The following is a 21,059-nucleotide window of genomic DNA, read 5'->3' on the forward strand; positions in this document are numbered from 1 at the left end:
AAAGCCTCCGTTAGCGCGACAGAATAACCTGTGTGCCGCGCCAACGCAGGCGGGTGTTGTTACAGATGGACAACAGACAGGTCCAGGCGTCCGTAATCGTTGTCGCTATGTTCGCCTTTGGGGGGCACGTGGTGGACTTTCATCACCTGGTCGCCTTGCAGGGTTTCGAGATGAATATCAAAGCCCCAGAGCCGATGCAGGTGTTTGAGCACTTCGTCTGTCGATTCGCCCAGCGGTTTGCGGTCATGTTGTTGATGGCGCAAGGTCAGTGAGCGGTCGCCGCGTCGATCAATGCTCCAGATCTGAACGTTAGGCTCACGATTGCCTAGGTTGTATTGCGCTGCCAGTGTTTCGCGAATGGTTTGGTAGCCGTTTTCGTCATGAATGGCCGGCACCAGCAAATCATCCTTTTGATCGTCATCCATGATGCTGAACAGTTTCAGGTCGCGGATCACCTTGGGTGACAGGTATTGCAGGATAAAACTCTCATCCTTGAAGCTGCTCATGGCAAATTTGATACTGGACAACCAGTCGGTGCCCGCCAGATCCGGGAACCAGTGACGGTCTTCTTCGGTAGGGCTTTCACAGATGCGCCGGATGTCGCGGTACATCGCAAAACCCAGTGCGTAAGGGTTGATCCCGCTGTAATACGGGCTGTCAAAGCCCGGCTGGAAGACCACGCTGGTGTGCGAGGTCAGGAACTCCATCATGAAGCCTTCGGTCACTAGGCCTTCGTCGTACAGATCGTTCATCAGGGTGTAGTGCCAGAACGTGGCCCAGCCCTCGTTCATGACCTGTGTTTGGCGCTGTGGGTAAAAATATTGGGCGATCTTGCGCACAATTCGCACCACTTCGCGCTGCCACGGCTCCAGTAATGGCGCGTGTTTTTCGATGAAGTACAGGATGTTTTCCTGCGGTTCTTCAGGAAAGCGGGCGTTGTCTTTTTCGCTGTATTTGTCAGCCCCTTTGGGGATGGTGCGCCAGAGGTCGTTGATCTGTTTTTGCAGATGCTCTTCGCGGTCTTTCTGGCGCCGCCGTTCTTCTTCGGCGGAGATCGGATAAGGCCGTTTATAGCGGTCTACGCCGTAGTTCATCAGGGCATGGCAGGAGTCGAGTAGGTCTTCCACGGCGTCGATGCCGTGGCGTTCCTCGCACTGCATGATGTACTGCTTGGCGAACACTAAGTAGTCGATGATCGAGCTGGCATCGGTCCAGGTGCGAAACAGGTAGTTGCCCTTGAAGAAGCTGTTATGCCCATAGCACGCGTGTGCCACCACCAGCGCCTGCATGCAGATGGTGTTTTCTTCCATCAGATAGGCGATGCACGGGTCTGAGTTGATGACGATTTCGTAGGCCAAGCCCATCTGCCCGCGGCTGTACGATTTTTCGGTACTCAAGAAGTGTTTGCCGTAGGACCAATGGTGATAGCCCAATGGCATGCCAACGGAGGCGTAGGCGTCCATCATTTGCTCGGCGGTGATGACCTCAATCTGGTTCGGGTAGGTATCCAGCGCATAGCGTTCTGCTAGGCGACCGATTTCTCGGTCGTAGGCCTGGATCAGCTCAAAGGTCCATTCTGAGCCGGTGGAGATAGGTTGGCGTTTATGCTCTTTGGCGGTCATGTGGCTAACCTGCGCTGGAAGAGTTCACGGAAGACCGGGTAAATATCACCGGCCGAGACCAGTTGCTGTTGCGCGAAGGTGTCGGAAAAAGCCTCTCTGATCCGCTCATATTCGAACCAGAGCGCCTGATGTTCGCGTGGTGTGATCTCCACGTACGTGTAGTACTGCACAAACGGCATGATCTGGTTGATCAGAATGTCGCGGCAAATGGGAGAGTCGTCGTTCCAGTTGTCACCGTCCGAGGCCTGGGCCGCGTAGATGTTCCATTCATTGGTCGGATAACGCTCGGCCATGATTTCCTGCATCAATTTGAGCGCGCTGGAGACGATGGTGCCGCCTGTTTCCCGGGAATAGAAAAATTCCTCCTCATCCACTTCGCGAGCGCTGGTGTGATGGCGAATAAATACGACGTCAATCTTGTCGTAGTTTCGCTTGAGGAACAGGTACAGCAGGATGAAGAAGCGTTTGGCGATGTCTTTGGTGGCCTGGGTCATTGAGCCGGAAACGTCCATGAGGCAGAACATGACGGCTTTCGAGCTGGGGTTGGGCTGCTTGACCAGCAGGTTGTACTTGAGGTCGAAGGTGTCGAGAAACGGAACGCGGTGAATCCGTGCGCTGAGTTTCTCTATTTCAGCTTCGATTTCTTTGATATCGCCGAAGTTGTCGGGTTCTTCACGTTTTAGCCGTTCCAGTTCGGCTTTGGCTTCTTTGAGTTTTGCCCGGCTGCTGCCAGAGAGCGCGATACGCCGCGCATGCGCTGAACGCAGGGTGCGGATGATGTTGATGCGCGACGGGTTGCCCTCGCTGCTGATGCCAGCGCGTACGGATTTATAGGTGTCGGTGCCGGTTAGGTTGCGTTTGACCAGATTCGGCAGTTCGAGGTCTTCGAACATGAATTCGAGAAACTCTTCCTGGGTAATCTGAAACACGAACTCGTCCATGCCTTCGCCGGAGTTGCCTGCTTTGCCGGGGCCGCCACCGCCACCCGCGCCGCCTTGCGGGCGCTGGATATGTTCGCCCGTGGTGAATTCCTTGTTGCCAGGGTGAACCACGGTTTGCTTACCGCCACGGCCGTGGTGAAGCACGGGCTCGTCGATATCTCGGCCCGGAATGCTGATTTGCTCGCCATGTTCCATATCGGTAATGGAACGGTGGCCTACGGCCTCTTCGACCGCCTTTTTAATGTGGTCACGATAGCGCCGTAGGAAACGTTGGCGGTTTACCGTGCTCTTGTTCTTGCCATTGAGGCGTCGGTCGATCACATAGCTCATAAGGCCCTCCGGGCAGCTTCAAGTTGTCAGCTGCAAGCTGCAAGTCGAAGCACAGCGCGTGTGTTTTCTTCTTGCAGCTTGAGGCTTGAGGCTTACAACTGCCTCACTGCGATTTTCTGACCCGCAGATACCACTCGGAGAGCAGCCGTACTTGTTTGTCGGTGTAGCCGCGTTCGACCATGCGTGTGACGAAGTCGTTGTGCTTCTGTTGGTCCTCTTTGCTCGCTTTGGCGTTGAAGCTGATAACTGGCAGTAGGTCTTCGGTATTCGAGAACATTTTTTTCTCGATGACCACGCGCAGCTTCTCGTAGCTGAGCCAGGTCGGATTTTTACCGTTGTTGTTGGCGCGGGCGCGCAGCACAAAATTGACGATTTCGTTGCGGAAATCTTTCGGGTTGCTGATGCCAGCCGGTTTCTCGATTTTCTCCAGTTCTTCGTTGAGCGCTACGCGGTTAAGGATTTCGCCGGTTTCCGGGTCGCGGTATTCCTGATCCTGAATCCAGAAGTCTGCGTAGAGCACGTAACGGTCGAAGATGTTTTGTCCGTACTCGCTGTAAGACTCGAGGTAAGCGGTCTGGATTTCCTTGCCGATGAATTCGATGTAGCGCGGCGCCAGGTACTCCTTGAGAAAACGCAGGTAGCGTTCGCGGGTTTCGGCCTGGAACTGTTCTTGCTCGATTTGCTGCTCCAGCACGTACAGCAGGTGCACTGGGTTGGCGGCGATTTCGTGCGGGTCGAAGTTGAAGACCTTGGACAAGATTTTGAACGCGAAGCGGGTCGATAGACCGTTCATGCCTTCGTCCACGCCCGCGCTGTCGCGGTATTCCTGAATCGACTTGGCTTTAGGGTCAGTGTCTTTGAGGTTTTCGCCGTCATAGACCCGCATCTTGGAGTAGATGTTCGAGTTTTCCGGCTCTTTAAGGCGCGACAGTACAGTGAACTGAGCGAGCATTTTAAGGGTGTCTGGCGCGCAGTGCGCTTTGGCCAGAGAACTGTTGAACAACAGCTTGTCGTAGATTTTTACTTCGTCGCTGACGCGCAGGCAGTACGGGACTTTGACGATGTAGATCCGGTCGATAAACGCTTCGTTGTTCTTGTTGTTGCGGAAGGTGTGCCACTCCGATTCGTTGGAGTGCGCCAGCAGGATGCCAGTAAACGGAATGGCGCCGAGGCCTTCGGTACTGTTGTAGTTGCCCTCTTGGGTGGCAGTCAGCAGTGGATGCAGCACCTTGATCGGTGCCTTGAACATTTCGACGAATTCCATCAGGCCTTGGTTGGCCCGGCACAGTGCGCCTGAGTAGCTGTAGGCATCGGCGTCGTTCTGCGGGAATTCTTCAAGTTTTCGAATATCGACCTTGCCGACGAGGGCCGAAATGTCTTGGTTGTTTTCGTCACCGGGCTCGGTCTTGGCTACACCGATCTGATTGAGAATCGAAGGGTAGAGCTTGACCACGCGGAACTGGCTGATATCGCCACCAAATTCGGCCAGGCGCTTGGTGGCCCAAGGCGACATGATGGTGCTCAGGTAGCGTTTTGGAATACCGAAGTCTTCTTCGAGAATCGCGCCGTCTTCGGTCGCGTTAAACAGCCCCAGCGGTGATTCAAAGACCGGTGAGCCTTTGATCGCATAGAACGGCACTTTCTCGATCAACTGTTTCAGCTTTTCAGCCAGCGATGATTTACCACCCCCCACTGGGCCGAGGAGGTACAGGATTTGTTTCTTCTCTTCCAAGCCTTGGGCCGCATGACGGAAGTACGACACGATCTGGTCGATGCATTCTTCCATTCCATGGAAGTCTTCAAAGGCCGGATAGCGGCGAATCACTTTGTTGGAAAATATTCGCGACAGGCGAGAGTTGGTCGAGGTGTCCAGTAGTTCTGGTTCACCAATGGCCAACAGCAGGCGCTCTGCCGCTGAGGCATAGGCGCTTTTGTCTTGTTTGCACAGCTCAAGGTATTCCTGGAGCGTGAGTTCTTCTTGGCGTGTGGATTCAAAGCGTTGTTGGAAGTGGCTAAAAATACTCATGACGTCACCTCGCTCGATACGTGGAGCCGGCGATAGAGTGGTCAGTTCGAGTGCTGGCATGCAGCAACATTGCAGTTGCCGTGTACCCCCCAGGACACCATCAAGGTGGCTAACCCCTTGAAGTTACTACTGATGATCCATACACCGGTGTACCGGCTCTCCCCAGATTCGGATGGCCTGCGCTTAAGGATAGTTGGTAATCGGGGAGGTCAAGGCGAGATGCGTGAATTGTTATGTTTGACCGTTGGTCAGGAGGGGCGCCAGCCCAATGTTCACGCGGGCTGGCGTTGATAAAAAAATTATTCGGCGGCGTTTTTGGAGGTTTCCTGTGGGTACGTTGCACGCCACAGTTCGAAACCGCCATCGAGGCTGTAGACGTCAGAAAAACCTTGGCTCACGAGGTAGGCCGCTGCGCTTTGGCTGGAGTTGCCGTGGTAGCAAGCGACGATCAAGGGTGCGTCGAGGTCTGCGGCCCTGATGAAGTCGGAGATGGAGTGGTTGTCTAGGTGCTTTGCACCACTGATGTGCAGTTCTGCGTAGACCTGTGGGTCGCGAATGTCGACGACCACGGCACCTTTTTCGCGCAGGGCTTGGGCGTCTTGTGGGGAGATGCGTTTGAATTCGGTCATGGGTTTTCCTTTGGCCTGACAGCGGGTGCGTATTACGGCGCGCCCAAAGGCTGAGAAGAATGGGGTTGAGGGGTGAGGGCTGTGTGGCCCGAATCATCACAATCGCAGTTCAGGCGCTGGCCGGTGTCGACATTGAGCAAGGTCATGGACCCGCCCCAGACACAACCAGTGTCGAGTGCGAATACGCCAGGCTCTTGGCAGTTGCCTTCCAGTGCGGCCCAGTGTCCAAAGATGATCTTTATATCCTGGGTTTTTCGTTCTTTATAAGTGAACCACGGGGCGTAGCCGGCTGGGGCGCTGTCTACGCCCTCTTTGCTCTTGAGGTCGAGCTTGCCGTCGCGGTTGCAAAAACGCATGCGGGTGAAGTAGTTGGTGATGACCCGTAGGCGCGTGATGCCTGTGAGGTCGTTGTCCCACTTGGCAGGTTCGTTTCCGTACATGCCGTCAAGGAAGGGTTTGATCAGGTTGTCATCACGCAAGGCCTGCTCGACTTCGCTGGCGCACTTGAGTGCTTTTTTCAGTGACCATTGTGGCGGTATTCCAGCATGCACCAGTGCTGTGTTGCGTTCTATGTCGTAGTGCAGCAACGGCAGTTGGCGCAGCCAGGTGAGTAAGTCATCGCAATCGGGTGCCTGCAGAATCTCGCGCAACGTATCGCCTTTTTTCAGGCGTTCGATGTTGTAGGCGACGGCCAGCAGGTGCAGATCATGGTTGCCCAGCACGCAAATTATGGATTCGCGCATGCGGTACAGAAAACGCAGAGTTTCCAGTGATTCCGGCCCGCGATTGACCAGATCCCCCACCAACCACAGTTTGTCTTTGGCAGGGTCGAAGGCGACGCGTTCCAACAGACACTTAAGTGGCTGCAAGCAACCTTGCAGGTCGCCGACGGCATACACCGCCATCAGTGCAGGGCTCCAGGAACGGCAAGGCGGAAGGGCGCAATGATGGCTTTAAATTGATGATCATCTTGCGCGTGCATCAGGTAGCTGCCCTGCATGGTGCCGACTTTGGTGGTGATGACTGAGCCACTGCTGTAGATGTGCTGTTCGCCGGGCTCAATCAACGGCTGCTGCCCGACCACGCCAGCGCCGCGGACTTCTTCTACATGACCGTCGCCATCGGTAATCACCCAATGCCGCGACAACAGTTTGGCCGCCAGCGACCCTTTGTTGTGCACCGTAATGGTGTACGCAAAGGCGAAGCGCTGTTGGTCGGGTTGTGATTGTTCTGGCAGGTAACGCGTGACGACGCTGACGTCGACCACATAGCGAGGATCTTGCATGCGAGAGGCCTTACTTGAAAGCAGAGACACAGTTCCGGATAAAACTGATGCTTGAGTCTAGGCCAAGTAGCGGGTGACAGGCCAGACGTTGCGTCTGACCTGTCACCTGTTTTTTCTTGATGATCAGTCGGCAGATGGCGTTACGGCCGGTTGCTCGCTGAGTTTGTCGGCCAAGCGCACGAAGGCGGCGAGGTCGAGTTGTTCTGGGCGCAAGCTGCCATCGACGCCTGCGGCTTCGATTTCGGCGTTGCTGAGCAAGGCTTTGAGGGTATTGCGCAGGGTTTTGCGGCGTTGGTTGAACGCTTCGCGAACCACGCGTTCTAGCAGGCGATGGTCTTTGGCCGGATGCGGCAGTACGTCGTGCGGCACCAGGCGGACAATCGCAGAATCAACTTTTGGCGGCGGGTTGAAGGCACCAGGACCCACGTTAAACAGGTGTTCGACGCGGCAGTGGTACTGAACCATGATCGATAGGCGGCCCCAGTCACCACCGCCTGGCCCTGCGGCCATGCGCTCAACCACTTCTTTTTGCAGCATGAAGTGCATGTCGCGGATCAGGTCGGCGTTTTTCAACAGGTGAAAAATCAGCGGCGTGGAGATGTTGTACGGCAGGTTGCCGACCACCCGTAGCGTGCGCGGTGCGGCGTTGAGGCTCTTGAAGTCGAACTTCAGTGCATCACCCTGGTGCAGGGAGAAGTTGCTCATACCGGCGAACTGTTGATTCAGGATCGGGATCAGGTCTTTGTCGAGCTCCACGACATCCAGTTGGCCGCCGCTGCTCAGAATGCCTTGCGTCAGAGCGCCCTGGCCTGGGCCAATTTCCAGGAGGCGGTCGCTCGACTTGGCATTGATCGCACGCAGGATGCGGTCGATGACGCCTGCATCGTGCAGGAAGTTTTGGCCAAAACGCTTGCGCGCCTTGTGTTGGTATTGCTCGGTCATAGTCGGGTCTCGGCCATCTGATAGGCGGTTTCCAGGGCGACCTGCAGACTGCCGGTATCGATCTTGCCGCTGCCTGCCAGATCCAGGGCGGTGCCATGGTCGACAGAGGTGCGGATAATCGGCAAGCCCAGGGTGATGTTGACTGCGGCACCAAACCCTTTGTATTTCAGTACGGGCAGGCCTTGGTCGTGGTACATCGCCAGCACTGCGTCGCAGTGCTCCAGATATTTGGGGGTAAACAGAGTGTCGGCAGGCAGTGGGCCACGCAGGTCCATGCCTTCGTTACGCAGACGCTCCAGGGTTGGTTCGATGATGTCTATTTCTTCATGGCCCAAATGCCCGCCTTCGCCAGCATGGGGGTTGAGCCCGCACACTAGGATACGCGGTTGGGCGATGCCGAATTTTTGTTGCAGGTCGGCGTGCAGAATGCGCGTCACCCTGATGAGACGCTCAGGGGTGATTGCATCGGCTACCTGACGCAACGGCAAGTGCGTGGTGACCAGCGCCACGCGCAGTCCGCGGGTGGCCAGCATCATGACGACTTGTTCTGTGCGTGTCAGGTCGGCGAGAAATTCGGTATGGCCTGAAAACGGGATGCCCGCTTCGTTGATGACGCCTTTGTGCACAGGCGCGGTGATCATGCCCGCGAAGTCGCCTTCGACACAGCCAAGGGCTGCGCGCGTTAAGGTTTGCAGCACGAATGCAGCGTTGGCCTTGTTTAGCGTGCCGGCGGTGACACTCGCGTTCAGCGGGGTGTCCCACACATACAGGCTGCCTGCCGGTGCCGGTTGCTCGGGCCAGTTGCCCGGGCTCACCGATAGCAGGCTGACAGCCACGCCCAGTTGCGCGGCCCGCTCATTGAGCAGGTCGAGGCTGGTAATGGCAATCAGGGGATGTGGCTGGCGTTGCGAGGCGAGAAGCAGGCACAGGTCTGGACCTATGCCTGCCGGTTCGCCGGGTGTCAGTGCAAAACGCTGTGTTTTCACTGTGCTCCCTGATCTGCGCGCTCTGCCTGGTTGGTTGCACCAGGTAGTTTGATTTCTACATAGGCTTCATCACGGATCTGCCGCAGCCAGCTTTGCAGCTCTTCGTCGTACTTGCGGTTACGCAAGGCGTTCATAGCCTGTTGCTCGCGAGCTTGAGTGGTGCTGTCAGTGGAACGACGGCCCAGAACTTCCAGAACATGCCAGCCGTACTGAGTTTTGAACGGCTTGGACAGAACACCTTGCGCGGTATTCGCCATGGCTTCACGGAACTCAGGAACCAGCGAGTTCGGGTCAACCCAGTTCAGGTCGCCGCCGTTGAGGGCAGAGCCCGGATCTTCGGAGTAGGTTTTAGCCAGGGTGGCAAAGTCTTCGCCCGATTGGATGCGGTCGTAGATCTTGGCTGCCAGTTCCTTGGTTTGCGCCTCGGTACGGATTTCGCTTGGCTTGATCAGGATGTGACGAACATGAACTTCGTCGACCATAACCGTTTCGCCGCCGCGCTTGGCGTTCAGCTTGAGGATGATAAAGCCGCCCGGCGTGCGAACTGGAGGCGTAATGTCACCGACTGGCATTTCGCTCAGCATGCGATCGAACGGAGGAGGCAATTGAGCAGCTTTACGCCAGCCCATGTCGCCGCCCTCGAGCGCTGTGTCGCTGCCGGAACGAGCAATGGCCATCTGGCCGAAGTCCGCCCCTTGCTTGAGTTGCTTGTAAACGTCGTCAGCCTGCTTGTATGCCGCCTGAATAGCGTCAGAGTTTGCGCTTTCAGGCGTCGGGATCAGGATGTTGGCCAGGTGATACTCTTCGGACAATTGAGCTTTGCCCAAGTCTGAGGCGAGGAAGTTTTTCACTTCCTGCTCGGTGACCTGAATTCGCTCGCCTACACGACGTTGGCGTACACGGCTGATGATCATCTCGCGGCGAACCTGCTCACGCGCGTCGTCATAGGACAGGCCATCATGGGCCAGCGCCTGACGGAACTGATCAAGGGTCATGTTATTGCGCTGGGCAATAGTACCGATGGCCTGGTTCAGTTCTTCGTCAGTGATACGAATGCCCGAACGCTCGCCGATCTGCAATTGCAGGTTTTCGACGATCAAACGCTCAAGCACTTGCTGATCCAGGACGCTGGCAGGCGGAACGCCCTGACCACGCTTGGCAATGGTTTGCTGAACTTCATGGACACGCTGGTCCAGTTGGCTCTGCATGATCACGTCGTTATCGACGATGGCCACAACCTTATCAAGGGGCTGTACTGCAGCGTGCGCCGCTGCAGTACCCAGGAACAATGCGCCCAATACTAGGGGGCGCAGACACTCAGAAAGCTTTATCTTCACGTTCACGATAACCTTGGATGCCTTTGTCGAGGAAGCTCTCTACTTTGGTGCCAGTAACACCGCCGAGACCTTTCAGCACAATTTGAAGGAAGAGCCCGTGGTCGCCCTTTTCGTTTTCCGGGGCGGCTTGGGTGTATTCGTCGTTGGAAACCCAGTAACGGCTAATCAGGCGCAGCTTCCAGCAGCAGTTGTCGTACTCAAAGCCACCGAAGGCTTCCAGGGTACGGTTGCGGTTGTAGTCGTACTGCCAGCGTGAAATGGCGCTCCATTGCGGCACGATTGGCCAGATAACCGAGAAATCGTGCTGCTGGATTTTGTAGTAATCCTTGATGTAGCCCGGTTGACCTGGGGACAGGTAGTCACCGCCGCCCACCGTCCACTTACCGGTGTACTGGTCGTAGCGAACCTGGTCGTTGCGATAGCGATAGCCGAGGTTGACGACCTTGTTCGGGTTGTCTTCAGGCTGGTAATGCATCATCGCGCTGCCAGAACGGGGGCTGCGGGTTTCCGGGTCCCAGTTGTAGTCAGCGGTTGCACGCCAGTCGCGGTTGAAGCGGTAGGCGTATTCCAGTGCGTAAGGCGAAACGCTTGAAGTGGCGTCATCACGGTCGGCGTCGATGCCCGGCAGTTGAACCTTGCGGTCCTTGAAGTAGTAGGCCTGGCCAACACTGACGCGTTGACGCTCGAAGCCGTTCTCTTCGATCCAGCGGCTGGTTAAGCCCAGCGACAGTTTATTCTCATCACCTACACGGTCAGTGCCGGTGAAGCGGTTATCGCGCCACAGCGAGGAATAGCTGAAGGTACTTTCGCTGGTGTCGAAAATCGGGATGTTGTCCTGGTTGCGCTCAGGGACATACAGATAGAACGCGCGCGGCTCCAGGGTCTGGCGATAGTTGGTGCCGAACCAGTTGGTGTTACGGTCGAAGTACAGGCCGCTGTCAACGCTGGCGATAGGCACGCTACGGCTTTGCGAGTTTTTGTATTCCTCACCGGCGAGCAAGGTCTGCTTGCCGGTGCCATCCAGATCAAGGTCGTACTGGGTGTACATGTACTTGAGGGACGGCGTTAGGAAGCCATAGCTCCAGTTCATCGGCAGGTTCATGGTCGGCGCGAGGTTCAGGCGGGTGCCGTTGGCGCGCGCAATGCCTTTAACGTTGTTGTCGAGACGGGGATCGATCGAGCCATCTTCGTTGGTGTAGTTGCCGTTTTCGAGGCTGCGCTCAAACCGTACCAGTTCGGTGTTGTAGCTGAAGTTCAGACCTTCCGGGTGATACGGCAGCATGCCATTTACGGTGAGCTGCGGCAGTTGGTTGTACGGGGTGATCTGAGTAACGGTTGCCAACTGGTAGGCTTGCACGTTCAGCTTGGCGGTGTAGTCATCGCCACGGTAGCTGACAGCCGCTTGCTGGTTCAGGTAATCGCGACTTTCAACGCCAACTTGATCGCTTTGCAGATCCTGGAAATAGTACGGATCGCTGATCTTGGTGTAGTCGACTTCGGTCAGAACACGCGAATCAAGCCCACCCTTGTGTTGCCAGTTGAGCATGTAGCGAGTTTTTTCGTAGTCGGTTTGGCGCTTGCGGTCGTCGTTGTCGTCGTTGAGGTACGCCGCGCCGAATTGTCCTTCGCTGGACTCGGTCAAATAGCGGAACTCACCTTCCATCAACAAACCGCGCTTGGTCATGTAGCGCGGGTACAACGTGGCATCGTAGTTCGGTGCCAGGTTGAAGTAGTACGGGGTCACGAGCGTAAAGCCGGTGTCGGAGCTGCTGCTGAAAGACGGCGGCAGGAAACCGGACTGACGGCGATCGTCGATCGGGAAGTAGATATACGGGGTGTAAAGAATAGGGATGTCTTTAACCCGCAGCGTCACGTTGGTGGCCGTACCGAAACCGGTGGCCGGGTTCAACGTGATGTTGTTGCCTTTGAGCTGCCAAGCGTTGCTGTTCGGTTCGCACGTGGTGTACGTACCATCCTTGAGGCGGATGATCGCGTCTTCGGCACGTTTGGCGTACAGCGCACTGCCGCGAATGCGCGACTTGTGCAGTACGTATTCTGCGTTATCGACCTTGGCGGCACCGGTGTCGAGTTGAACATCGGCGTGGTCGCCGACGATCAGGGCGCCATTGTCGCGCAGGCGTACGTTGCCATTCAGTTCGCCACGGCTCTCGGCCTGGTACAGGCTGGCTTCGTCGGCTTCAACCTGCATGCTGCCTTGGCGCATGACGACGTCACCGGCCAAGGTTGCGACCTGCTCATCCTGCTGGTAGCGGGAAGCCTTGGCCCCCACAAACGTAGGCGCGTCGCTTTTGCTGGTCGTGTCGTGCATGCCCGGACGAGTGGGCTCGACGTACGAGCCTGAGCAGTACGGGCCGGTTTCGGCCAGTTGCGCAGGCGTGAGTTTGTCTCGCGGAACCCAGTCCAGATGGCTGTAGTCAGCACTGCGCGCCTTGAGGCCACGGCCTTTGGCTGCGGTTACCAGTGGCACCTGGCCAGCCTGCTCGCCTGACTCACCACCGGCCTCTGCTGTAGCGACGGTATGTGACGGACGAGGTGGCAATTGCGCATTATTGGTTTTCGGTGCGCAATCCCAGCCACCCGTAGCCGACACGGAACAGTCATACTGCTCCTCGGCAACAGCGAACGGCACGGCTAGAGGTTGCATGGCCAGCAAACTGCCGGTTACCAGCAACGGAAATTTTTTACGAAACGCGGGGGATTTCAATGCCATCTTATTAGTCCGGGCTTCCTGCGTGCCATCAGCCCGCGGTGGGGGACCGCACGCCTATCGATGGTCTGGAAAAGATTCTGGATAATAAAGCATGACCCGCTTGACGGCTAGCGCCGTCGGAGACCCTTGTAATGCCTGACCAAGATGTACGCTTGCAACACCTGAAAGTTTGGCTTGATGAGCAGTTGATTGCCTTGTTTGAGAGAGAGGGGTGGGGCTCTGTACCCCCGGCCACGTTGACTGCGGCCAGCAGTGACGCGAGTTTTCGACGCTATTTTCGTTGGGAAGGCGAGGGCCGTAGTTTTATCGTGATGGACGCTCCGCCGCCTCAGGAAAACTGCAAACCTTTCGTCGATATTGCGCAATTACTGCGTACCAGCCTGATAAATGTGCCGAAAATTTACGCTCAAGACTTGGAGCGCGGGTTTCTTTTGCTCAACGATCTGGGCAATAAAACCTTTCTGGACGTTATAAACAGCAGCAACGCCGATGAGCTGTTCAAAGACGCCATTGAAGCCTTGCTGGCCTTTCAGCAGTTGCCGATGACCGAGCCTTTGCCCAGCTATGACGTGGCATTGCTGCGCCGCGAGCTTGAGTTGTTCCCGCAGTGGTACGTGCGCCAGCACTTGGGTGTTGAGTTTGATGAGCCGCAGTTGGCGGCCTGGCAACGGGTCAGCGACCTGTTGATCGACAGTGCGCTGGCGCAGCCTCAGGTGTTGGTACACCGCGACTTTATGCCGCGCAACCTGATGCTCAGTATTCCGAACCCCGGCGTGCTGGACTTTCAAGACGCGGTGTATGGCCCAGTGACCTATGACATCACCTGCCTGTTCAAGGACGCCTTTCTTAGTTGGCCTGAAGAACGTGTCCGTACCTGGCTGCACGATTACTGGAAGCTGGCTTTGCCGTTGGGCATCCCGGTGGGCGCCAATTTTGAAGAGTTCCTGCGGGCCAGTGATTTGATGGGCGTGCAGCGTCACTTGAAAGTCATCGGCATTTTTGCCCGCATCTGCCACCGCGACGGCAAGCCTCGTTACCTGGCCGATGTGCCGCGCTTCTTCTCTTATATAGAAGCGGTATTGGCACGACGTCCTGAACTGGCGGAGTTGGGTGAGTTGTTCGCCAGCCTGCGTCTGTCTGCCGAGGCCAAGGCATGAAAGCGATGATTCTGGCGGCGGGCAAAGGCGAACGCTTGCGTCCGTTAACCCTGCACACGCCAAAACCGTTGATTCGCGCGGGGGGTGTGCCGTTGATCGAGTACCACCTGCGCGCGTTGGCTGCGGCAGGTTTTACCGAGATCGTAATCAATCACGCTTGGCTTGGTCAGCAGATCGAAGACCATCTGGGCGACGGCTCACGTTTCGGCGTGAGCATTCAGTACTCGGCTGAAGGCGAGCCCTTGGAAACCGGTGGCGGAATCTTTAAAGCATTGCCGCTGCTGGGCGATAACCCGTTTGTCGTGGTTAATGGTGACATCTGGACCGACTACGACTTTGCTGGTTTGCGCCAACCGTTGGCGGGCCTCGCGCATCTGGTGCTGGTGGACAACCCGGCGCACCACACGGGCGGTGACTTTTACCTGAGCGGCGTTCAGGTACTGGATGCTGTGCCGGGTGTCGATACGTTGACCTACAGCGGAATTGCCGTCTTGAGTCCCGCGCTGTTCAACGGCGCGCAAGCCGAGGCGTTCAAGTTGGCGCCACTGTTGCGCAACGCCATGGCCGCAGGCGCCGTGACGGGTGAGCGGTTGCAGGGGCTGTGGGTTGATGTCGGAACCCATGAACGCTTGGCTGAGGTTGAATTGTTGATTAAGGGTAAACACTAAGATGCTGTGGCCAGGGACTCTGATTGGAGCCGGGGCTGGCTATTTTATCGCCAGCATTCCGGGGGCCATGCTGGGTGCCCTATTGGGGCAAACCCTTGATCGGCGCCTGCAACTGCACAGTTGGGCGCACCTGCGAGAGCGTTTGGGGGGTCGCGCGACGCTGCGTAACGATGAGTTGTTGTTTGTGCTGCTCGGTCGGTTGGCCAAGAGTGGCGGGCGGGTCGTTGAGAAACATATCGAGCAGGCGCGTCAGGAAATGCGTCATCTCGACATGAGCGCCGCAGCACAGCAACGGGCGATTGCGGCGTTCAATCGCGGCAAGTCAGGGCGTGATTCGCTGCGGGGGTATCTGGGTCGCCTCAAAACGCAACCGCATGCGGCAGAAGGTGTGTTGCGTGCCTGTTGGCGAATGATGGTGGCGGATGGTCGAGTCGACCCAAAAGAACGCGAGTTGATCGTGTTGTGGGGGCGATGGTTGGGCTGGACGCCGCAACAGGTGCAGGCGCTCGGTGCCGATTATGAGCCGCAGAAGAAACCACTGGCGACGCGCGGGGGGACGTATCAGCAGTCTTTGACTTTGCTGGGTGTGACGGCCAGTTCAGACCCGGAGCAGATCAAACGGGCGTATCGGCGTTTGCTCAGTCGCCATCACCCGGATAAGGTTGCCGGGACCGGAGCCAGCCCGGCTCAGGTGCGTGAAGCCACGGAAAAAACCCGTGAGTTGCACCATGCGTATGCGCTAATTCGTGAGCAGCGCGGCTTCCGTTAATGGCTGGGCTTATCCACAGGCTGCGGGCTGAGCCAGCCGCGCACCCTGCGAAATAATTGTTCCTGTTCGCCTTCACGGTTCCCCGGTATGGCGAACAATCCCAATTGATTAAAGTTTGAGCGGTTCATTCGTTTGCTGGCTTGCAGCCGTTGCAAGGCAGCCTTGCGCATCAATGGTTTGTCTTTATAGAACACATCTAGCAATTCAACCGAGAGCGTGGGCGTTAGTTGGTTCAAATCAGGTTGCACTTGGGCGGGTGTCTGCGCGGACACCAAGATAAGTTTTTGCACCGGCGTCGGGTGTTTTTCGTTTAAGTAGCGTGTCGCCCAATACCCCCCCGTGCCGTGGCCGAGTAACACAATGCTGCGCATGTGCTGCTGTTGGGCGAAGGCGAGCGCGGCGTCGATTCGGGCGAAAATGCGTTCAGCATCGGCTTTGCTCATCGCTTCAAATCCTTCGTTCGATTGCACTTCTGCGTCAGGATTTTCGGTCCCGATGCTGGCCGCCTGTTCGATGGGTTTGGCTGTGGTGCTGGCGTCTTTGCTGCTACTGTTCGGCGCGGGTGCTGTGGTAGTTTTTTCTGGTTCGGCCACGCGGGCTTGGCTGGCTTCGCTGCGGATGTCCGGCAAGCTTAGGCTCAGACTGGCCCAGTGCGTGTCCGGCAGTTTGTGACGCAATGGACCGACCGCCAGTGGCCAGTCTGCGGTTTCGCCCGCGCCTGGGACGATTATTACAACGCCGCTGGGGTCGCTGCTATTGGCGGGTTTCCAGAGGGCCAGAAAGGTGTCATCCCCCGCCTGAAGTTGTTGTTGCTCATCGGTCGGGAGTTGACGCTCAAGCGCCGCTGCGTCTTCCTGACTGCGCTCAGGCAGTGGTTGGCGGGCCTCTGATTGCTGTACATCTGGCGCAGATTCGGCGGGTTTGCTCGCTGGTGCCGGGTCGGCCGCCAGCACCGGCAAAGCCGATGACAGGCACAGTGCTGCAAGCGCCAGGCGCAAAGAAGACATAAGTGGTTCCAGGCCAGAAGTAATCCCGGCAGCCTAATGGGTGTGAGTGTTCAGATGAAGCGTTTTTACTCTCTGTTGGTTATCGGCTGGTTGTGGCTGCCCTTGATGGCCCATGCAGCCTCCATCCCGGCGGCACAGCTCAGTGCCGAGCAACAGCAGTGGCTGGCGCAGCACAAAGAGCTGCGGGTTGGGCTGGTTCTACAGGCGCCCTATGCCAAATTTGATCAGCGCTTGCAGCGGTTGTCTGGGGCCAATGTGGAGCTTATGAAGTGGCTGGCTCAAAGCCTGGACATTGAGCTGACTTGGCGTAACTACCCTGACCTTGAGCAACTGGAGCGGGCGGCCCGTAATGGGGAGATCGACCTGGCGCCGGGTCTGACGCAAACCCCGGCCGGGCTGCGGTTGTGGCAATTCTCTGATCCGTACATGCGGGTACCGCAATTGGTCGTGGGGGAGCGTAATGGTGCGGGCTCGGTGGACCTTGAGCGTATCGACAGTAATACCCGGGTTGCCGTGCGTATGCCCAGCGCCACGGCCGACTTTCTTCACTCCAGTTATCCGGGGCTCAATTTGCAGGGTGTGCCCCTGGAGCGCCAGGCCCTGCAACTGTTGCTGAGCCAGCAAGCGACCTACGCGGTCATTGATGAGGCGCAACTGGCACGTCTTTCCGTAGAGCCCGAATTCGTCGGTTTGAGCGTTGTCGGGGATATTGGTTTTCCGCAACTGCTGCGGGTGGCCACTCGCCGTGACTGGCCGCAGTTGGCCGGCATTGTTGAACGCGGGCTGCATGCCATTCCGGCGCGTGACATGGAGCAGTTGCACACCCGCTGGTTGCAACCCAAATACCCCCGCGCCGGGCAGTCGCCCGGGTTTTGGCAGAACCTGTGTCTGCTGATCGGCGCCCTGTTGCTGGCGAGCATGGCCATTGTGGTGTGGCAACGTCGCCATCAGAGCGCTCTGGAGCAGGCTCTGCTCAAGGCGCGAGAAGACCTCGCGGTCGGTGCTGCCGGTGCCGAAGCCTTGCGCTTGACCCAATTTTCGATTGATCAAAGCCCAGTGGGCATTTTATGGGTCAACTGGGACAGCCACGTGCGCTATGCCAATCAGGCTGCTGAGGCCATGTTGGGATACCCAGCAGGCGCAGTGCTGGATCGGCCGTTGAGCGATTTCGAGCCGGGCCTGAGCATGGATCGATGGTTAAACGTGTGGCGCCGCGCGCGAGGCGACGAGGAGGGCGCGCAACGGATCGAAACCCACTGTGTTCGGGCTGATGGCAGCGAGTTCCCGGCAGACGTGACCTTGAGTTTTTTGCGCTTTAAACAGGCTGAATACCTGGTGGTGTACCTCAATGACATCACCGAGCGGCGCCGCGTGCAGGCCGCTCTACAAGAGAGCGACGCGCGCTTGCAAGGCATTGCGGCCAACGTTCCGGGGCTGGTTTTCCGACTAGAGCGGTCCTTGCTGACCGGCGATCTGGATTTTCCTTACATCAGTGAAGGCAGCGAGACGCTGGTGGGTTTCTCCTCGGCCACCCTGCGCCAACGTGAAGTTGGATTACGCAGTCTCGTGCACCCCGATGACAGAGCGGACTACCATCGCGTGCAAGACATTGCCTTGGAAAGTGACAGCGATTGGTCGTGGCAGGGGCGGATCTTGACCCGTGAAGGCCAGCAGCGTTGGGCCGAGATCAAGGCCATCACCCGGCGTCTTGATGATGGCACGGTGGTCTGGGACGGCATTGTCTGGGACATCAGTGAGAGCAAACGTATTGAGTTGGAACTGGACAGCTCTCGCGGGCAGTTGCGCGAATTGTCGGCGCACCTGGAAAGCGTGCGTGAAGAAGAAAAGGCGCGAATAGCGCGTGAGGTACACGACGAGTTAGGGCAGATGCTGACCGTGCTCAAACTCGAAACCTCGATGTGCGAGCTGGCGTATGCCGATCTGGATCCGGGGTTGCGCGAGCGGCTCAACAGCATGAAAAAGCTCATCGCGCAGTTGTTCCAGCTAGTGCGCGACGTGGCCACGGCCCTGCGGCCACCGATTCTGGATGCCGGTATCAGTTCGGCAATCGAATGGCAGGCCCACCGTTTTGAAGCGCGCTCCAACATCCCGTGCCTGGTGCGAGTGCCGGAAAGTTTGCCGCCGTTGAGTGCGGCCAAGGAAGTCGGGCTGTTCAGGATTTTGCAGGAAGCCCTGACCAATGTGATACGCCATGCCCACGCGCAAACCGTCGAGGTGACCTTGAGCGTGGAGGGCCGGGAACTGTGCCTGAGCATCAGCGATGATGGCCGTGGATTTGTGCCGACGACCGGGCGCGCAACCTCCTTTGGCCTGGTCGGCATGCGCGAGCGAGTCTTGATGCTCGGCGGCACGTTGGCTTTACACAGCGTACCGGGTGAGGGCACCACGTTGACGGTGCGCGTCCCATTGATCCAACGTCTTTAGTGATCTTTGAAAAAGGAAATAGCCGTGATTCGTGTACTGGTAGCTGAAGATCACACCATCGTGCGTGAGGGCATCAAGCAGTTGATTGGTCTGGCTAAAGACCTGCTGGTTGTGGGCGAGGCGAGTAATGGCGAACAACTGCTGGAAACCTTGCGCCATGTGCCGTGCGAAGTGGTGCTGCTGGATATTTCCATGCCGGGGGTTAACGGGTTGGAGGCTATTCCAAGGATTCGCGCGTTGAACAACCCGCCGGCTATTTTGGTGCTGTCAATGCACGACGAAGCGCAAATGGCGGCTCGTGCCTTGAAGTTCGGGGCGGCGGGGTATGCGACCAAAGACAGCGATCCGGCGTTGCTGCTGACCGCGATTCGTAAGGTGGCGGCGGGTGGTCGATACATCGACCCTGAGTTGGCTGACCGCATGGTGTTTGAGGTTGGATTGACCGATGAGCGGCCGCTGCACGCGTTGTTGTCCGAACGTGAGTTTTCGGTGTTTGAGCGTTTGGCTCAAGGGGCTAACGTGAACGACATTGCTCAGCAACTGGCGTTGAGCAGTAAAACCATCAGCACCCATAAAGCGCGGCTGATGCAAAAGCTCAACATCACCTCGCTGGCGGAGCTGGTGAAGTACGCGATGGAGCATAAATTACTGTAGGGCGAATCCGTAGCAGTTGCCGAAGGCTACGTCCGGCGACGCAGTCGTCGTAAAACCCGCCAACTCGGTCTTTTTGAAACCCCCGTGTTGCAGCTTTACGATCGCTTCGCAATCGGACGTAGCCTCGCAGAACTCGGCAACTGCTACGGGATTTGAGCGGGCCTCAGTTAGCAACATGTGTCTGTTTGCGACAGTTTTATGATGCGTCTTTGCGTGGATACGGGCCGTGCTTAAAGGCAGCGTTCTAATCGCGACATCGCTGTAGGGCGTCCCCTACAAAAAGCTGTCCAATCTGCTGATGTAAATCTCTCCTGCGCCCCGATTTCTGCGGGCTGGCGGCACCTTTAGTCTTGGACCACAGCAGTCCAAAACAAAAGGTGCGGTTATGAGTGAGGTCGGTGCAAGCGCTGGGGCGAGTGAGGTATTGGTTAGCTTCCGTGGCGTGCAAAAGAGCTATGACGGCGAAAACCTGATCGTCAAAGATCTCAATCTGGATATTCGCAAAGGCGAGTTCCTGACCTTGCTCGGGCCGTCCGGTTCGGGCAAAACCACCAGCCTGATGATGCTGGCCGGCTTTGAAACGCCGACTGCTGGCGAGATCTTGCTTGCCGGGCGTGCGATCAACAATGTGCCGCCGCACAAGCGCGACATCGGCATGGTGTTCCAGAATTACGCGTTGTTCCCGCACATGACGGTGGCTGAAAACCTGGGTTTTCCGTTGTCGGTGCGCGGTCTAAATCGGACCGACATCAGCCAGCGGGTCAAAAAAGTACTCGGCATGGTGCAACTCGATGCATTCGCTCAGCGTTATCCGGCGCAACTCTCGGGGGGGCAGCAGCAACGAGTGGCCTTGGCCCGCGCATTGGTGTTCGAGCCTCAACTGGTGCTGATGGACGAACCGCTGGGTGCGCTGGATAAACAACTGCGCGAGCACATGCAGATGGAGATCAAACACATACACCAGCGGCTAGGTGTGACCGTGGTGTACGTGACTCACGACCAAGGCGAAGCGCTGACGATGTCGGATCGGGTGGCGGTGTTTCATCAGGGTGAAATCCAGCAAATCGCCCCGCCGCGGACCCTCTACGAAGAACCTCGAAATACCTTTGTGGCTAACTTCATTGGCGAGAACAACCGCCTTAATGGCCGCCTGCACAGTCAGGACGGTGAGCGCTGCGTGGTTGAGCTAAGCCGTGGCGAAAAAGTTCAGGCGTTGGCAGTGAATGTCGGGCGCACGGGTGACCCGGTGACGCTGTCGATTCGGCCTGAACGTATCAGCCTCAAGGGTTCCAGCGAGTCGTGCGAGAACCGTTTCTCGGGGCGGGTCGAGGAATTTATCTACCTGGGCGACCACGTCCGGGTACGTATGGAAGTGTGCGGCAAGAGCGACTTTTTTGTGAAGCAGCCGATTGCCGAGCTGGACCCCGCCCTGGCCGTCGGAGACGTCGTGCCGCTGGGCTGGCAAGTCGAACATGTACGCGCACTTGACCCTCTCTTAGAGGCGAATTAATCGCCCTGGCTTCACCAACC

Annotated in this window: 17 protein-coding genes; 6 read left to right on the forward strand and 11 right to left on the reverse strand. The window is 57.4% G+C overall.

Features of this window, described 5'->3' with window-relative positions:
- Positions 1-59: 59 nt before the first annotated feature.
- From B347_RS0111370 to B347_RS0111415, 10 genes are all read right to left on the reverse strand, one after another.
- A complete protein-coding gene (locus B347_RS0111370; protein ID WP_019409844.1) occupies positions 60-1,622 on the reverse strand; it encodes a SpoVR family protein in 1,563 nt (520 codons plus the stop codon).
- On the reverse strand, positions 1,619-2,893 hold the full coding sequence (locus B347_RS0111375; RefSeq protein ID WP_019409845.1) for a YeaH/YhbH family protein: 1,275 nt from the start codon (positions 2,891-2,893) through the stop codon (positions 1,619-1,621). The genes B347_RS0111370 and B347_RS0111375 overlap by 4 nt, the downstream gene beginning before the upstream one ends.
- 103 nt (positions 2,894-2,996) lie before the next feature.
- Positions 2,997-4,919 carry a PrkA family serine protein kinase gene (locus B347_RS0111380; protein ID WP_019409846.1) on the reverse strand — a complete coding sequence of 641 codons (1,923 nt, stop codon included), beginning with the start codon at positions 4,917-4,919 and terminating at the stop codon, positions 2,997-2,999.
- Between the two features lie 299 nt (positions 4,920-5,218).
- Complete coding sequence (gene glpE / locus B347_RS0111385) at positions 5,219-5,548, reverse strand: thiosulfate sulfurtransferase GlpE (RefSeq protein WP_019409847.1); 330 nt, start codon at positions 5,546-5,548, stop codon at positions 5,219-5,221.
- A gap of 32 nt (positions 5,549-5,580) precedes the next feature.
- A complete protein-coding gene (locus tag B347_RS0111390) occupies positions 5,581-6,453 on the reverse strand; it encodes a symmetrical bis(5'-nucleosyl)-tetraphosphatase (RefSeq protein ID WP_019409848.1) in 873 nt (290 codons plus the stop codon).
- On the reverse strand, positions 6,453-6,833 hold the full coding sequence (gene apaG, locus B347_RS0111395) for a Co2+/Mg2+ efflux protein ApaG (RefSeq protein ID WP_019409849.1): 381 nt from the start codon (positions 6,831-6,833) through the stop codon (positions 6,453-6,455). The genes B347_RS0111390 and apaG overlap by 1 nt, the downstream gene beginning before the upstream one ends.
- A gap of 123 nt (positions 6,834-6,956) precedes the next feature.
- Entirely contained in the window at positions 6,957-7,775 is an 819-nt protein-coding gene (gene rsmA / locus B347_RS0111400; protein ID WP_019409850.1) for a 16S rRNA (adenine(1518)-N(6)/adenine(1519)-N(6))-dimethyltransferase RsmA, read from the reverse strand.
- A complete protein-coding gene (pdxA, locus tag B347_RS0111405; RefSeq protein WP_019409851.1) occupies positions 7,772-8,761 on the reverse strand; it encodes a 4-hydroxythreonine-4-phosphate dehydrogenase PdxA in 990 nt (329 codons plus the stop codon). Before pdxA ends, rsmA begins: the two co-directional genes overlap by 4 nt.
- Positions 8,758-10,104: a peptidylprolyl isomerase SurA gene (gene surA, locus B347_RS0111410; RefSeq protein ID WP_026014121.1), complete on the reverse strand. Its 1,347-nt coding sequence runs from the start codon at positions 10,102-10,104 to the stop codon at positions 8,758-8,760. The genes pdxA and surA overlap by 4 nt, the downstream gene beginning before the upstream one ends.
- Positions 10,079-12,829 carry an LPS-assembly protein LptD gene (locus tag B347_RS0111415; RefSeq protein ID WP_019409853.1) on the reverse strand — a complete coding sequence of 917 codons (2,751 nt, stop codon included), beginning with the start codon at positions 12,827-12,829 and terminating at the stop codon, positions 10,079-10,081. The genes surA and B347_RS0111415 overlap by 26 nt, the downstream gene beginning before the upstream one ends.
- 131 nt (positions 12,830-12,960) lie before the next feature.
- On the opposite strand from B347_RS0111415, the gene B347_RS0111420 reads away from it, so the two are divergent.
- From B347_RS0111420 to B347_RS0111430, 3 genes are read left to right on the forward strand one after another with little or no spacing between them, the layout of a single operon-like run.
- Positions 12,961-13,986, forward strand: a complete 1,026-nt coding sequence (locus B347_RS0111420; protein ID WP_019409854.1) for an aminoglycoside phosphotransferase family protein — start codon at positions 12,961-12,963, stop codon at positions 13,984-13,986.
- Entirely contained in the window at positions 13,983-14,654 is a 672-nt protein-coding gene (gene murU, locus B347_RS0111425) for an N-acetylmuramate alpha-1-phosphate uridylyltransferase MurU (RefSeq protein ID WP_026014122.1), read from the forward strand. The genes B347_RS0111420 and murU overlap by 4 nt, the downstream gene beginning before the upstream one ends.
- 1 nt (position 14,655) lies before the next feature.
- Positions 14,656-15,423, forward strand: coding sequence for a TerB family tellurite resistance protein (locus tag B347_RS0111430; protein WP_019409856.1), 768 nt, complete (start codon positions 14,656-14,658; stop codon positions 15,421-15,423).
- Here B347_RS0111430 and B347_RS0111435 read toward each other — a convergent pair.
- Positions 15,420-16,430, reverse strand: a complete 1,011-nt coding sequence (locus B347_RS0111435) for an alpha/beta hydrolase family protein (protein ID WP_019409857.1) — start codon at positions 16,428-16,430, stop codon at positions 15,420-15,422. The two genes, B347_RS0111430 and B347_RS0111435, sit on opposite strands and share 4 nt — an antisense overlap.
- A gap of 54 nt (positions 16,431-16,484) precedes the next feature.
- Between B347_RS0111435 and B347_RS0111440 the strand changes: the two genes are divergently transcribed.
- From B347_RS0111440 to B347_RS0111455, 3 genes are all read left to right on the forward strand, one after another.
- The gene (locus tag B347_RS0111440; protein WP_019409858.1) at positions 16,485-18,875 is read left to right on the forward strand and encodes a PAS domain-containing sensor histidine kinase; all 2,391 of its coding nucleotides are present in this window, start codon (positions 16,485-16,487) and stop codon (positions 18,873-18,875) included.
- A 24-nt stretch (positions 18,876-18,899) separates the two neighbouring features.
- Positions 18,900-19,529 carry a response regulator gene (locus B347_RS0111445; RefSeq protein WP_019409859.1) on the forward strand — a complete coding sequence of 210 codons (630 nt, stop codon included), beginning with the start codon at positions 18,900-18,902 and terminating at the stop codon, positions 19,527-19,529.
- A 385-nt stretch (positions 19,530-19,914) separates the two neighbouring features.
- The gene (locus B347_RS0111455; RefSeq protein ID WP_019409861.1) at positions 19,915-21,039 is read left to right on the forward strand and encodes an ABC transporter ATP-binding protein; all 1,125 of its coding nucleotides are present in this window, start codon (positions 19,915-19,917) and stop codon (positions 21,037-21,039) included.
- Positions 21,040-21,059: the final 20 nt, after the last annotated feature.

The organism is Pseudomonas psychrophila HA-4, from assembly GCF_000282975.1.
Taxonomy (GTDB): Bacteria; Pseudomonadota; Gammaproteobacteria; order Pseudomonadales; family Pseudomonadaceae; genus Aquipseudomonas; species Aquipseudomonas psychrophila_A.

Coding starts and splice junctions, on each gene's coding strand:
- B347_RS0111370 (WP_019409844.1), bottom strand. CDS start 1,622: ATGACCGCCAAAGAGCATAAACGCCAACCTATCTCCACCGGCTCAGAA.
- B347_RS0111375 (WP_019409845.1), bottom strand. CDS start 2,893: ATGAGCTATGTGATCGACCGACGCCTCAATGGCAAGAACAAGAGCACG.
- B347_RS0111380 (WP_019409846.1), bottom strand. CDS start 4,919: ATGAGTATTTTTAGCCACTTCCAACAACGCTTTGAATCCACACGCCAA.
- glpE (WP_019409847.1), bottom strand. CDS start 5,548: ATGACCGAATTCAAACGCATCTCCCCACAAGACGCCCAAGCCCTGCGC.
- B347_RS0111390 (WP_019409848.1), bottom strand. CDS start 6,453: ATGGCGGTGTATGCCGTCGGCGACCTGCAAGGTTGCTTGCAGCCACTT.
- apaG (WP_019409849.1), bottom strand. CDS start 6,833: ATGCAAGATCCTCGCTATGTGGTCGACGTCAGCGTCGTCACGCGTTAC.
- rsmA (WP_019409850.1), bottom strand. CDS start 7,775: ATGACCGAGCAATACCAACACAAGGCGCGCAAGCGTTTTGGCCAAAAC.
- B347_RS0111415 (WP_019409853.1), bottom strand. CDS start 12,829: ATGGCATTGAAATCCCCCGCGTTTCGTAAAAAATTTCCGTTGCTGGTA.
- B347_RS0111420 (WP_019409854.1), top strand. CDS start 12,961: ATGCCTGACCAAGATGTACGCTTGCAACACCTGAAAGTTTGGCTTGAT.
- murU (WP_026014122.1), top strand. CDS start 13,983: ATGAAAGCGATGATTCTGGCGGCGGGCAAAGGCGAACGCTTGCGTCCG.
- B347_RS0111430 (WP_019409856.1), top strand. CDS start 14,656: ATGCTGTGGCCAGGGACTCTGATTGGAGCCGGGGCTGGCTATTTTATC.
- B347_RS0111435 (WP_019409857.1), bottom strand. CDS start 16,430: ATGTCTTCTTTGCGCCTGGCGCTTGCAGCACTGTGCCTGTCATCGGCT.
- B347_RS0111440 (WP_019409858.1), top strand. CDS start 16,485: ATGAAGCGTTTTTACTCTCTGTTGGTTATCGGCTGGTTGTGGCTGCCC.
- B347_RS0111455 (WP_019409861.1), top strand. CDS start 19,915: ATGAGTGAGGTCGGTGCAAGCGCTGGGGCGAGTGAGGTATTGGTTAGC.